A 13,742-nucleotide genomic window follows, 5' to 3' on the forward strand; every position below is an offset into this window, starting at 1 on the left:
AAGAAAAGCAGGTATTAAAAAAATACCTACCTTGCTTTAATATAAAACGATAAAACCCATACTTTGCAGTATGGGCAATTAACTATTGAGCTACTTTAGTTTCGATAGGATAAACACTTACTTGTTTTCTCTTTTTATCTTTTCTTTCGAATCTAACTACACCATCTATTTTCGCAAATAGTGTATCATCTCCACCTCTACCAACGTTTTTACCTGGATGTATTTTTGTTCCTCTTTGTCTTACTATTATACTTCCAGCTGAAACGATTTGACCATCTGCTCTCTTTACACCAAGTCTTTTAGCTTCACTATCACGACCGTTTTTAGAACTACCTACTCCTTTTTTACTTGCAAAAAGCTGTAAATTTATTTTGAATAGCATCTTTACACCTCCTCATCCTGAAATGATATATAATCAGGATACATCTCCTTAGTTCCCTTCATTCCTATTAACATAGTAGCTATGATAACATCAGCCTTTTCCCTTTTAGCTTCTGTAATCTCTTCTGGAAGCTCACAGTAAAGGTACCCATCCTCAATCTCATATACGACATCAATATCAGCTACTTCATACAGAGCTAATACAGCAGTCTGGGCTAATATAGATATGCTTGCACATACTATATCTCTACCCTTTTCATCTGCATATGCATGTCCTTTAACTGTAAAAGACTTTACACATCCATTTGAATTTCTTTTAATTTTTATATTAATCATTATTTAAAACCTTATGCATTTATTTTTTCTATTTTAACTTTTGTATATGGCTGACGATGTCCTTGCTTCTTTCTATAATCTTTTTTAGGCTTGTATTTGAAAACTATAATTTTTCTTGCTTTTCCCTGCTCTACTACTGTAGCAGTAACTTTAGCTCCATCAACATACGGAGCTCCAACTGAAAGCTCTCCATTGTTTGATACAGCTAAAACTTTATCAAACTCAATAGAATCTCCTGCAGCTGCTTCAATTTTTTCAACAAATAATACATCGCCTTCTTGAACTCTGTATTGTTTTCCGCCAGTTTCAATTATTGCGTACATTCTTACACCTCCTCCAACCCAGTCTCGCCAGATACAGGTAACATAAAGTTTTAAACCTTATCTGAGCGGCTACACAACAAATATATATTAACATAGTAAAAAATGAAAGTCAACATAATAATTTTAATTATGTACTGTTTAATATTTCTTTAATCCTCGATAATTTCCCCATAAACTTCACTTTAAAATCGTTTACATGTATCTCTTTGTTTCCAAGAATTACTATTTTTAAATTTAATATCTTTTCTAATTCTTTCAAATAACTTTTTCTCTCTACATTTAAAACATTCTCTATTTCTGGATTTACTTCTATTATTACCCCTTCAGAATTTGTATGTAGAGATATCCTCTTTAGTTCATGTTCTATATAATTTATAATCGTATCCTGTGCAAATACTCTCCCTGTACCATTACAATATGGACAGCTTCTTTCAAGAATAGAACTAATCCTGTTTCTCACTTTTTTTCTAGTCATTTCAAGTAAGCCTAGTTGAGTCATACCAAGTATATTGGTTCTCACTCTATCTTTTGACAATTCTTTATTTAAAATATCTATTATCTGTTTTTCTCTACTACTATCTTTCATATCAATAAAATCTATAATTATTATACCGCCTATATCTCTTAATCGTAGCTGCTTTGCTATCTCTTTTGCAGCTTCCATATTGACTTTAAAAATAGTTTCTTCTAAATCATTCATTCCTACATACTTACCCGTATTAACATCTATAATTGTCATAGCTTCCGTTTCATCTATAATTATATATCCACCACTTTTTAACCATACTTTAGAACTTAAAGCATTTTTTATTTTCTTTTCTATTCCTAAATAACTAAATATATTTATACCCGGGTCAAAATATTTTACCCTATTTTTAAGATGAGGTGAAATCAATTCAAGAAAATCTAAAATTTTCTCATAGTACACCTTGTCATTAATTTTTAATTCATCAATATCATCTGTAAACATATCTCTCACAGTTCTATGAATTAAATCTAAATCTTTATATATAAGTTTTGGAGCAAATGTAAATTTCTTTTCTCTTTCTATTTTTTCCCAAAGTCTTAATAAATATTTTAAATCTTCTCTTAAATCTTCTTCATTTTTGCCTTCTGATTCTGTTCTTATTATTATTCCAATTTTATCTGGTCTTATATTTTCAATAATTTCTTTTAATCTCCCTCTTTCTTCTTCACTTTCTATTTTTCTGGATATACCGACATAATCTACATAAGGCATCAAAACCAAATATCTTCCGGGAAAAGTCAAATGAGTCGTAACCCTCGCCCCTTTACTATCAATTGGTTCTTTTATAACCTGTACTACTATTTCCTGTCCATTTTTAACTACATCTCTTATAGAAACATCTTTGTAAGAAACATTTTTATCGTTTAATAATTCAGGTGGCATAGCATCTTTAACATATAAAAAAGCATTTTTTTCAAGTCCTATATCTATAAAGGCTGCCTGCATTCCCGGCAATACATTTTTGACTCTTCCTTTGTAAATATTTCCAACAATCCTCTTTGAATTTTTAGTTTCAATATAATACTCTACTAAATCATTATTTTCTAATATAGCCACTCTACTTTGAGCTAGCCCTGAATCTATAACAATTTCATTCATTAAATACCACCCTGTCAATTATTTTATAATATTATCAAGCGAAATTAATCTTCCATCTTCACTGAGTGCAAAAAGTTGTAATCTATGCACTCTTGTTTTTTCCAAATCAATTTGCATTTTTTCCATCTCTACAAGTTTTTCTACTACTACTTCAGGTTTTAAATTCCCCCTACTCCCCGTAGCTAAAGTCATTTTTAAATAAACATTTTTATCTTCTACTGCAAGTACTATTATTTCTCTTATCTGCTCTCTTATATTAACTTTTTTTACTTTTTTTCTTTTTCCTATTCTGTTATATAAAATCTCTTTTTTCAATAAAAAATTATTTAATATATTTTCAACTTCTTGCACAGTATAAGCTTTTAAAGTTTTACACTTTACAGCATAAAGTCCATATTCAACTAAACTCATAAGAGATTTGCTCTTAACATCTATATATTTAGCTTTTATAAATTCAATTCCATGAGGCAACTGTTCATTTAATTCAATAATAAACTTTTTTAAGTTAATTTCTTCTGTTACTTCTAATGTCAAGTACTCTCCCTCACTTGAAACTCCTACTGGCAGAGGAGAAGCAAAAGAAATTATAGGATGAGGATTAAAACCCTGTGTAAATTTAAGAGGTATATTCGCTCTTCTTAAAGCTCTTTCAATTACTTTCATAAGTTCAAGGTGAGAAATAAATTTTAATCTATCCTTTTTCGTAAATTTTACAAGTATTTTATACATCAGCAGACACCACCTATTAAATCAGTATTAATACCACATCCAGTACAACCTAATCTACAATCTCTTGTAAGCTCACCTTTTTTTGCTTTTTCATTTTCCTTAATAAGATACCTTTTTGAAATTCCCGCTTCAATATGATCCCATGGTAAAATTTCATCATATTCACGTTTTCTATTGGCATAAAAAGCTGGGTCTATTCCACATTCACTTAATGCCTTCATCCATTTATCATATTTAAAATGTTCTTGCCAACCATCAAATTTACAGCCCTTTTTCCATGCTTTTATAAGAACATTAGAAAGTCTTCTATCTCCTCTTGCAAAAACAGCTTCTAAAAAACTAGTTTTTGCATCATGATAATTATATGTAATATTTCTGTGCTTTAATTTTTTTACTAAATACTTCTGTTTTTCAACTAAAGTTTCTATGGAATCTTGAGGTTCCCATTGAAAAGGAGTAAAAGCCTTTGGCACAAAAGAAGAAGTACTTATTGTAACATTTAATCTCCTTCCTCTTTTTTCCTTTGGAGTATTATAGAATATATCTACAACTTTATATCCCAAATCAGCTATGCCATCTAAATCTTCATATGTTTCAGTTGGCAATCCAATCATAAAATAAAGTTTTACAGAACTCCAACCTAAACTAAATGCATTAGTAACTGCATCAATTAAATCTTTTTCTTGTACACCTTTGTTTATCACATCTCTAAGCCTCTGAGTCCCTGCCTCTGGAGCAAATGTAAGTCCCGTTTTTCTTACCTTCTGTATTTCTTCAATAAGTTTTATAGAAAATGAATCAAGTCTTAAAGAAGGAACTGAAACTCCTATTTTCTTACTAATATAATTATCTATAAGATTTTTAACTAAGTAATCTAATTCTGAATAATCACTTGTACTAAGAGATGATATAGATAACTCTTCATAACCTGTATTTTTAAGAAGTTTTTCTGCAAGTTCTAATGATTTTTCAGCTTTTCTTTCTCTTACAGGCCTATATATCATACCAGCTTGACAAAATCTACATCCTCTAGTACATCCTCTGAATATTTCAACCATAGCTCTATTATGAACTACATTCCCGTAAGGAACTATGACTTTTTCAGGATAAAATACGTCATTTAAATTTTTTATAATTCTCTTTTTTATTTTAACAGGATATTTACTATCTATGGGATAAAAAGATTTTATTGTATTATCATCATTATACTCTACTTTATAAAATCTTGGAATATACACACCTTCAATTTGAGAAATTCTATCAAAGAACTCATCTCTATTAATTTTTTTTGCTTTAACTTCCCTATACACATCAATTATTTCTAATATGGATTCTTCAGATTCTCCTATTACAAATACATCAATAATCTCTGCAAGCGGTTCAGGGTTATAAGCACATGGTCCACCAGCAATAATTATTGGATGGTTTTCATTCCTATCCTCACTTTTTAAAGGTATATTTCCCAAATCGAGCATATTCAAAATATTACTATAGCTCAATTCATATTGTAATGTAAAACCTAAAAAATCTAACTCATCAATAGGACTATGACTTTCTAGCGTAAATAATGGTATATTTTCCTTTCTCAATATTTCTTCCATATCCACCCATGGTGCAAATACCCTTTCACAATATATATCATCTATTTCATTTAATAAATTATATAAAATATGCATTCCTAAATGCGACATTCCTACTTCATATATATCCGGAAATGCAAATCCAAATCTAATTGTATTTTCTCTTATTTCTTTTTCATAGCTGTTTACTTCTCCACCGATATATCTACTTGGTTTTTCAACCTTATAAAGTATATCGTCTAAAATTTGATTCATCGGTTGTTCCTCCTTAAAAAAACTTTATATTAGTATTTCATCTTTTTTGTATATAAATTAATAATTTTTCACAAGTATTTTATCAATTGAATATGATTATAACAATTTATTAAGTATATATATCATCATATTTTCAGCCTAAAATAAAAAACTGCCATCTTTTATTCTTATCAACATTTGCAGATGGCTAAAAAAAAATTAGTATTCTATTTTTAAATAAATTCACATCAGTTATTATGATATTAACACAAATAATAAAAAATATCAATTCACAACTATTAATATATTTTACAAAAAAATAAACTATTATGATTATTATTTTTATATACTCATATCACTATAATCTATGTAATCTTGAGGGTCTACCGTTTCATCATTTATCCAAAGTTCAAAATGTAAAAACGAACTATTTATATTTCCAATATTACCCAATCTCTCACCCTTTAACACTTTCTGTTTTTCTTTTACAAATATATCTTTAAGATTACTATATATACTAAATATATTTTCACCATGATTAATTTTAATAAACTTACCTAAGCTCTCACTTTCTCCTATCAACTCAACTATACCATCATCAATTGATTTTACTATATTTGTATTTATTCCCTGTATATCAATTCCCCTTTGAAAATGTATTCTATCCGTTAACAAATCATAATTCTCTCCATAAGAAGAAATTATAACTCCATCTAAAGGCTTAACAAATTCAAAACTCGAACTATTTTCCTCAAATACTGGTATATTCTTTATTGTAAAATCTTTTATCTTTGAAGTATATTTTAATACTTTGTCTACCCCATTTTTATAATCATATTGAGTATATAATACTTTTTTTATTAATGAAGATGTTTCTTTTGTTATTGGAGAATCAATGCTTTTTAAAATTATTATCGTTGAAACAATAACTATACATATTAATATCTGCCCTAATAATCTTTTCAAAAAATTTTTAGTTTTACCCATCTTTCTAGTACCCGAATAATATTTACGATAATTCTTATAATTTACCACAGAGCTTTTATATTTTTTTTTATAATATCTATCCATAAATTCCCTCCTTAATTCCAAATTTACCAGCACCATAGCTTAATATAATATATTTAAAATCAAAATTATTTATTACAATAATAGTCAAAAAATAAAAAGACCCTTTTAAAAAACTAAGGGTCTTTAAAATCGTATTTTTTGTTTTCTCATTCCAACATTTAAAACTATACCAAGGGCTAGCATACTTGTTATTAAAGAACTTCCTCCATAACTCATAAAAGGCAGTGTAACACCTGTTACAGGCATAATCCCCATCGTCATTCCAATATTTTCAAATATTTGAAATGCAAACATAAAAGTAATACCTGTAACTATCAGAGAACCGTATACATCTTTTGCATTTTTTGATATGTTTACCATTTTGTATAAAAATGCAAAGTAAAGCAGCATTAAAAAAAGTCCTCCGATAAACCCTAACTCTTCTCCTAATACTGCAAAAATAAAATCAGTTTCCTGAACTGGCAAATAATCAAATCTATGATATTTACCTTTAAAAAGTCCTCTTCCTAAAATTTTTCCTGAACCAATTGTTATCTTTGACTGCATAACATGATAATTCCCCGGTAAATTTGGATTATTTGGATGCAAAAAAGCATCTATTCTTTCTTTTTGATGTTTTTCCAAAAATCTATAAACAATTGGTAGAGAAAGTACTCCTCCAGCTCCACTCCAAAATACAATTTTCATATTAATTCCAGCTACAAATAACATTCCAAAAGTAATAATTATAAATACTAACGCCGAACCTAAATCAGGCTGTTTCAATAATAACAATATAAAAGGTGCTGCAAAAATAATTGGTCCTATTAAATCATAAATAGTATCTAATTTTCTATATTTACTTTCCAAATATTTTCCAAAAGAAAGAATATATCCTATTTTGGCAAATTCAGAAGTTTGAATATCTATTGGTCCTAAATGAATCCAACTCCTAGCGCCACCTCTAATCACTCCAAGTCCGGGAATATAAACTAACAATAAAAATAATATCGACAAAACATATATTAACTTATAAAAATCACCAAAATCATTATAATCTACAGCTAAAATCAAACTAACTAGTGCTATTCCAATGAAAAACGCTACAATTTGTATTTTAACCTGCCGTTTTATATCTATTTTTTTTAAATCATATTTTATATTATCATCATTTAGTAAATTTATTGATTGCGTTGCACTACTTATGATGAGTATACCTATTAAAAATATTATCAAAACAACTATTATCAATCCTAAATCTAAATTTTTCAAGAGCTTTTTATCGAGCATAAGCCACCTCAACACTAAAAATTTTATATAAAATTATAACATATAATCTCTTATCAAAACAATATAAATTAATCAAAACAAAATCTAAAAGCCCCCTTTTTATGAGGGCTTTTAGCATTATCTATTTTTCATTTTTTTAATTGGAATATTAGCTACTAATGCAGGCATTACTTTTTCATCACTCTCTGTGCGTGTAATCTTTATATCTAATCCACTTTCATCTATTTCCATATAATCTGATATTACATTAAGCAAATCACCTTTAACCATTTCCAAAAATTTTTCAGAACAGCTAGTTCTGTCATGAATTAATACTAGTTTAAGTCTTTCCTTTGCAACATCTTTACTTGACCCTTCTCCCTTTCCAAAAAACTTAAACAAATCTAGCATCTAGTATCCCCCTTATTTATTTAAACGAAAAAATTTTGCTAATTTAGCCATGAAACCTTCTTGTACTTCAAGTTCCAAGAAAGGAACTTCTTCCCCTAAAATCCTTTTAGCAATATTCCTAAATGCACGTCCAGCCATAGAATTATCATCGCTAACAGCTGGTTCACCTCTATTTGTAGAAATAACTATAGATTGATCATCAGGTACTACACCTAATAAATCTATTGCTAAAATATCTGTCATATCTTCAATATTCATCATATCGCCTTTTTTAACCATATCTATTCTTATCCTATTTATTATAAGCTTTGGATCTCTAAGTTCTGCAGCTTCTAACAGTCCAATTATTCTATCAGCATCTCTAACAGCTGAAATTTCAGGAGTAGTTACTACTATAGCCTTGTCTGCACCTGCAATAGCATTTTTAAATCCCTGTTCTATTCCTGCTGGACAATCAACTAATACAAAATCGTAAATTTCTTTCAAATCACCACAAAGTTTTTGCATTTGTTCAGGTGAAACAGCTGTTTTATCTTTTGTCTGTGCAGCAGGTAACAAATAGAGGTCATCAAATCTTTTATCACGTATTAAAGCCTGTTTAAGCCTACATACTCCTTCTACTACATCAACTATATCATAAACTATTCTATTTTCCAATCCCAATACAACATCTAAATTTCTAAGTCCTATATCTGCATCAATAACAACTACTTTCTTACCTAACATAGCAAGACTTGTTCCAATATTAGCAGTTGTAGTTGTTTTACCTACTCCTCCTTTACCAGAAGTAATAACTATAACTTCTCCCATATATATCCTCCCATCGTAATTTATAATTTTCCACAATTATCTTTTTTTAGTTAAATATGGTTCAATAACTATCATATCATTTTTAATGAAGGCAATCTCAGGGTATTTTGGATTAAAAATATTGCTATCAGGAGACCTTGCTATATAATCAGCAATTCTAAGTTGCGTTGGAATTAATTTTAATGCCGTTACAAATGCCTTTCTATTTCCATTTGCTCCAGCATGAGCTATTCCTCTAAGTACTCCCATTACAACTATATTTCCATGAGCCCTGACTTCAGCTCCTGGATTTATATCTCCTATGATTACTAAATTTCCTTCAAATTCGATTTTAGTACCTGAACGCAAGGTACTATTCACAAACTTAGTAATACCTTCTTCTAAGCCTTCAAAAACTTCTATTTTACTTTTTTCTGCTGCACTACTCTTTATTTCTTCTCTTACCATAATCATTCCATATTTATTGTTAATAATATCAATTATTTCATCCTCTTCATTTTTAGATAATAATTTGCCTTGTATTGATTTTACTTTTGCACCCTCAAAAAAATTCTTTGCCTTCTCAAGTCTTTCAATTAGTTGTCGTTTAATACTTTCAAAATCACTAGTTTCATTTAAAAGAAGTACTAATCCATCTTTTGTTCCTTTAAATTCTACATAATTTTTTAAATCCATCAAGAGTTACCTCCATAATACAAAGCTTATATTTTTATATTTCTTCAGTAATGCTGTTATTCCTTCTTTTGCTTCAATATTTTTTATAAATAATGCCGAGGAGTACTGCCCTCAGCATTACATAATAAAATTATTCAGACTCAGTTTTTTGTTCATTTGATGAAATATTATCACTTACTTCTTTATTTAACCCCAGATATTCAGCAATAACTTCCCTAGCTATAGGTGCTCCATATCCTCCATGACCACCTTGAACTAAGAGTACTACAACTGCAATCTGAGGGTCTTCATAAGGAGCAAAAGAAACAAACCAAGAAAAATTATCATAATTTTCTTTAAATCTATCAATCATTTCATTGGTAATTTTATAATTTGACAATTTTTTTATTGCTTCTCTCATTATATTTCCTTCATCTATATAACCCTTTGTCAGCTTATTTACTACTTCATCAGTTTTCCCTTCTTTTTGAAGCTTTTCAAGCTCTTTTTTTCTACTCTCATATATCTTTTTAGATTCCTTTTCAACCATATCTAAAGATAAGTTTTTTGATATATATTTTAAATGTTTTTTTAAATACTCAACTTCATCTTTTGGAGGAATTTTTCCACTTTTTTCTGCTGTTCCAGTTTTCGCACCTACTAAAACTGGAAATTTTTTAAATACTTTTCTAGCAGTTCCTTTATCTCCTTGAGTTACTTGAAGCATTCCCTTCATTATATGTTTTAAATTTTCATCATTTACAAGTTTTATTTTAACCTTTTTATTATTATTGATTTCTTCATTTCCTATCTTTTTTACAAGGGTCAATTTATTTAAATATCCACCATTAGCAATTGCAGATATATATCTTGCCATCTGTATAGGTGTATAAGCATGAGCACCTTGTCCAATTGCAAGGTTAAAGCCATCTCCTTCTCTAAATTTCATTTGGTTATAATAACTATACTTAACTAAATCTGTCAATTCATTAATTTTCTCTTCTTTAACACCTATTTTCTTCATTCTATTAGCTATTTCATATCTCTTAGGATTTTCATCAGCCCAAGATACTATCTTGTCTATAACTTCATTCAATTTTTCTTTAGAAGACAATACTTCTTCGGTAAAATAATCTTTTGCTATAGATTTTAATTTTCTTTTCAATAATGTTTTTATCGTAAGTGCTTTTTTATTTGGAGTAGGCACTCCATATGAAACTTCTCCTATTTCTATTCCCGTTTTTTCTCCTAATCCAAATTTTTTGGCGTATTCTAATATATCACCTATATTAATATCTATTCCTAAAGGCTTATTATCTTTAGAATCTCGTGCATTAATTTGCCCATTGGATAAATTAAAAAAATAAGTATTAACAGATTCTTCTAAAGCTTTATATAAATCTACATAACCATGAGATGTTCTATATAAATTCCACTTCCAGCTACCAAAAGTTTTATTACCTCTTTTCAAATATCCTACATCATAAAATTTTCTATTTGGATCTAATCCCTTTTCAAGTCCCGCAAGTCCCGTAATCATCTTAAATGTAGAACCCGGCTGCACAGCAGTTAAAGTTGCTATGTTATACAAAGGTCTTGGAGCTATTGGATCTCTTTTATTTTCCGGCTGTAATCTAGCCCAATCTTCACTTGAAATACCAGTTGCAAAAAGATTTGGGTCATAAGAAGGATAATTTGCAAGTGCAAGTACTTCTCCCGTCTTAACATTAACAGCTACTACTGCTCCAGATTTTGCATTTTTAAACGCTTCTGAATACCTATAATCTCCCCACTTACTTTTAAAAACTCCACCTCTTTGAATTGCTTCAAGAGCCTTTTTTAAAGATTCTTGAGCAGTTCTTTGAAGATTTGCATCAATAGTTAAATAAATATCTTTTCCTGATATTGGTTTGTTTACATATTCATATTCTTTTACAGTTCTTCCATATGCATCCACTTCTACTGATTTACACCCATTTTTTCCCTTTAACTCTAACTCATATTTTCCTTCTATTCCCGTTTTACCTATAATATCGCTCTTTAAATATCCATTTTTCTTCACATATTTTTCTATTTCCGACTCACGAGAAATCTTACCTAAATATCCAATTACATGAGCTGCAAGCTCTTTATTTGGATAATATCGTATAGGTTCAATTACTACACTTATTCCCGGTAATTCCATACCGAGCTCTTCAATATAAATCGCAGTCTTTTCTGAAATACCTGATGCTATTTTTAGCGGTTTATATTTTTTATATCCTTGTTCTTTTAAAGCATGACGAATAATTAAAATTTTCCTAGCTTCTTCATCTGTATACTTTGTACTAATTTTAAACTTTTCTCTGATTTTTTTAAATGCTTCTCTTGCACTAATTTTTTCATCTAATCCATAACTTTTTAAAAAATTATCCTTTTCTATTTCAGGTAAAAATTTCATAAGTTTAACTGAAATTGGTGGTGTAATACCCATATATGCTAAAATTTCTTGAGCTTTATACACATCTAAATTTTTAATTGGAATATTTTCAGCAACAATTTTATTAAATACAGCTTTTGCATCTTTTAAATTTTCATATTCTTTACCTTTTGACTTAAGCCACTGCTCAATTTCCCTATCAAAAGAATAGTAGTATTTACCATTTTCTATTATTATAGGAAACTCTATATGTTTTTCATTAAAATTATCAAGTATGTCAATTATTTTAATTGCAATTTCATTAAGATTTTTATTAGGTAAATCACTTCTGAGCATTTGAACTGTAAAACTAGATTTATTTCCAGCTAACAACTCTCCATTTCTGTCAAATATTTCACCTCGTTTTGCTATAACAGGTATATTTTTTTTTCTTCTGTTCTCGGAAATTTCTCTGTACTTCTCTCCATCAACTACTGTTAAAACAGCTAATCTTAAAATAAAAATAACAAATATAACTATAAAACTAACTATTATTTGATTATTTCTATCATTTAGCTTTTTAAGCATACATATCACCCAATTTTTTACTTACTGACATAGTATTTATAATAAAACCATTTATATACAAAAATACCTACGGTTATATTGTATACCATCTCAAATAAAGTTACTTTTTTTAATACAAACCAAAAATTGCTAGAATAATTTAAAAAGTATAATATTAAACAATATATCAAATAATAAAATATAGTTGAAACTGCAATTAAAAAAATAGGTGTTAGTAAATTATCTTTAAATAATTTTTTTTCTAATCCCCCTATAAAATAACTTATAAATAAATAAATTAATAAATTTATTCCAATAGCTCTACTAAAAAAGAAATCCTGCAGAAGACCGGCTAATATCCCTGCAGTAATCCCTTTTTTTCTGCCATTTAATAGACTTATTATAATTACTAAAATAAGGGCTGTATTTGGTAATATACCAGCAATTCTAAAGTATTGAAATATAGTTGTCTGTAATATAAAATTTAATATTACCAATAAATATAATAAGTACTTATTCATTCTAAACCCCTTTTACTATGTATTTTTTTTGGTATAACTAAAACTCTATCTATCTTTTTAAAATTAACTGCTGGTTTAACTATTACAGTTTTTAATAATTCATCTTTTTTTGCAATAACATCAACAACTTTGCCAATAAGAATTCCTCTAGGATATATTCCAAGCCCTGAAGTTATTATTTCTTCACCTACATCTATATTTTTTTGAGGGTCTATCAAATATCCTACAAGGTTTTCTTTACCCTTGCCATTAATGAAACCTATGTTATTTTCATCTACACTAAGTACTTCAAAACTGACTCTACTTTTGTTATCCATTATTGATATAACTTTAGACCAATTTTGTCCAACTTCATAAACTAGACCTACTAATCCATCACCATTAAGAACTACGCTATTTTTAGTAATTCCCTTATTACTTCCCGCATCTATAGTAAACATAGTAAACCAATTTCCAGGGTCTTTAGCTATAACATTACATGCTACATAATCATCTATACCTTTTTCAGATGTATAATTTAGTATTTTTTTTAAGTTTTCTAAATCCTTCTTTTCCTGCCTAGTCAGCGTAAGAAAAATTATCTTCTTCTTAAGCTCTCTATTTTCCTCTCTTAACCTTTCATTTTCTTTATCTAATTTCCATACTTTAGTTAATGGCTGTATTATTTCATAGATAAAATTACTGCCCATATATAAAAATTTTTGCACAGGAGTAATGACACTTCCTACTTGTCTTTCTGGAAAGGTTATTTTTTCTCTACCACCATATGATTTCCCTATAATACCAATAATAATGATAGTAACTAATGTTACTATCATTATTTTTTTTCTTAAAACATTAAACATTTAAAAT

Annotated in this window: 14 protein-coding genes; all 14 read right to left on the reverse strand. The window is 28.5% G+C overall.

Features of this window, described 5'->3' with window-relative positions:
* Positions 1–82: 82 nt before the first annotated feature.
* Positions 83–382, reverse strand: coding sequence for a 50S ribosomal protein L27 (rpmA, locus tag BUA90_RS01780; protein WP_072965661.1), 300 nt, complete (start codon positions 380–382; stop codon positions 83–85).
* 2 nt (positions 383–384) lie between these two features.
* Positions 385–717, reverse strand: coding sequence for a ribosomal-processing cysteine protease Prp (locus tag BUA90_RS01785; RefSeq protein WP_072965662.1), 333 nt, complete (start codon positions 715–717; stop codon positions 385–387).
* A gap of 11 nt (positions 718–728) precedes the next feature.
* Positions 729–1,040 (reverse strand): 50S ribosomal protein L21, encoded by a 312-nt coding sequence (gene rplU / locus BUA90_RS01790; RefSeq protein ID WP_072965663.1) that lies wholly within the window; start codon positions 1,038–1,040, stop codon positions 729–731.
* 127 nt (positions 1,041–1,167) lie between these two features.
* On the reverse strand, positions 1,168–2,667 hold the full coding sequence (locus BUA90_RS01795; RefSeq protein WP_072965664.1) for an Rne/Rng family ribonuclease: 1,500 nt from the start codon (positions 2,665–2,667) through the stop codon (positions 1,168–1,170).
* A gap of 18 nt (positions 2,668–2,685) precedes the next feature.
* Complete coding sequence (locus tag BUA90_RS01800; RefSeq protein WP_072965665.1) at positions 2,686–3,396, reverse strand: TIGR03936 family radical SAM-associated protein; 711 nt, start codon at positions 3,394–3,396, stop codon at positions 2,686–2,688.
* Positions 3,396–5,231: a TIGR03960 family B12-binding radical SAM protein gene (locus BUA90_RS01805; protein WP_072965666.1), complete on the reverse strand. Its 1,836-nt coding sequence runs from the start codon at positions 5,229–5,231 to the stop codon at positions 3,396–3,398. Before BUA90_RS01805 ends, BUA90_RS01800 begins: the two co-directional genes overlap by 1 nt.
* A 321-nt stretch (positions 5,232–5,552) precedes the next feature.
* Complete coding sequence (locus BUA90_RS01810) at positions 5,553–6,281, reverse strand: M23 family metallopeptidase (protein ID WP_072965667.1); 729 nt, start codon at positions 6,279–6,281, stop codon at positions 5,553–5,555.
* Positions 6,282–6,404: 123 nt separating this feature from the next.
* On the reverse strand, positions 6,405–7,550 hold the full coding sequence (gene rodA, locus BUA90_RS01815; protein ID WP_072965668.1) for a rod shape-determining protein RodA: 1,146 nt from the start codon (positions 7,548–7,550) through the stop codon (positions 6,405–6,407).
* A gap of 117 nt (positions 7,551–7,667) precedes the next feature.
* Positions 7,668–7,940 (reverse strand): cell division topological specificity factor MinE, encoded by a 273-nt coding sequence (gene minE / locus BUA90_RS01820; RefSeq protein WP_072965669.1) that lies wholly within the window; start codon positions 7,938–7,940, stop codon positions 7,668–7,670.
* A gap of 12 nt (positions 7,941–7,952) precedes the next feature.
* A complete protein-coding gene (gene minD / locus BUA90_RS01825) occupies positions 7,953–8,750 on the reverse strand; it encodes a septum site-determining protein MinD (protein ID WP_072965670.1) in 798 nt (265 codons plus the stop codon).
* Between the two features lie 36 nt (positions 8,751–8,786).
* On the reverse strand, positions 8,787–9,425 hold the full coding sequence (gene minC, locus BUA90_RS01830; protein ID WP_072965671.1) for a septum site-determining protein MinC: 639 nt from the start codon (positions 9,423–9,425) through the stop codon (positions 8,787–8,789).
* Positions 9,426–9,555: 130 nt separating this feature from the next.
* On the reverse strand, positions 9,556–12,390 hold the full coding sequence (locus BUA90_RS01835; RefSeq protein ID WP_072965672.1) for a penicillin-binding transpeptidase domain-containing protein: 2,835 nt from the start codon (positions 12,388–12,390) through the stop codon (positions 9,556–9,558).
* A gap of 17 nt (positions 12,391–12,407) precedes the next feature.
* A complete protein-coding gene (gene mreD, locus BUA90_RS01840; protein ID WP_072965673.1) occupies positions 12,408–12,890 on the reverse strand; it encodes a rod shape-determining protein MreD in 483 nt (160 codons plus the stop codon).
* Positions 12,887–13,735, reverse strand: coding sequence for a rod shape-determining protein MreC (gene mreC, locus BUA90_RS01845; RefSeq protein WP_072965674.1), 849 nt, complete (start codon positions 13,733–13,735; stop codon positions 12,887–12,889). Before mreC ends, mreD begins: the two co-directional genes overlap by 4 nt.
* Positions 13,736–13,742 lie beyond the last annotated feature (7 nt).

The organism is Caminicella sporogenes DSM 14501, from assembly GCF_900142285.1.
Lineage (GTDB): Bacteria > Bacillota > Clostridia > Peptostreptococcales > Caminicellaceae > Caminicella > Caminicella sporogenes.

Bases quoted from the DNA above. Each gene is read 5' to 3' on its own strand.
- rpmA (WP_072965661.1), bottom strand. From the start codon at position 382: ATGCTATTCAAAATAAATTTACAGCTTTTTGCAAGTAAAAAAGGAGTA.
- BUA90_RS01785 (WP_072965662.1), bottom strand. From the start codon at position 717: ATGATTAATATAAAAATTAAAAGAAATTCAAATGGATGTGTAAAGTCT.
- rplU (WP_072965663.1), bottom strand. From the start codon at position 1,040: ATGTACGCAATAATTGAAACTGGCGGAAAACAATACAGAGTTCAAGAA.
- BUA90_RS01795 (WP_072965664.1), bottom strand. From the start codon at position 2,667: ATGAATGAAATTGTTATAGATTCAGGGCTAGCTCAAAGTAGAGTGGCT.
- BUA90_RS01800 (WP_072965665.1), bottom strand. From the start codon at position 3,396: ATGTATAAAATACTTGTAAAATTTACGAAAAAGGATAGATTAAAATTT.
- BUA90_RS01805 (WP_072965666.1), bottom strand. From the start codon at position 5,231: ATGAATCAAATTTTAGACGATATACTTTATAAGGTTGAAAAACCAAGT.
- BUA90_RS01810 (WP_072965667.1), bottom strand. From the start codon at position 6,281: ATGGATAGATATTATAAAAAAAAATATAAAAGCTCTGTGGTAAATTAT.
- rodA (WP_072965668.1), bottom strand. From the start codon at position 7,550: ATGCTCGATAAAAAGCTCTTGAAAAATTTAGATTTAGGATTGATAATA.
- minE (WP_072965669.1), bottom strand. From the start codon at position 7,940: ATGCTAGATTTGTTTAAGTTTTTTGGAAAGGGAGAAGGGTCAAGTAAA.
- minD (WP_072965670.1), bottom strand. From the start codon at position 8,750: ATGGGAGAAGTTATAGTTATTACTTCTGGTAAAGGAGGAGTAGGTAAA.
- minC (WP_072965671.1), bottom strand. From the start codon at position 9,425: ATGGATTTAAAAAATTATGTAGAATTTAAAGGAACAAAAGATGGATTA.
- BUA90_RS01835 (WP_072965672.1), bottom strand. From the start codon at position 12,390: ATGCTTAAAAAGCTAAATGATAGAAATAATCAAATAATAGTTAGTTTT.
- mreD (WP_072965673.1), bottom strand. From the start codon at position 12,890: ATGAATAAGTACTTATTATATTTATTGGTAATATTAAATTTTATATTA.
- mreC (WP_072965674.1), bottom strand. From the start codon at position 13,735: ATGTTTAATGTTTTAAGAAAAAAAATAATGATAGTAACATTAGTTACT.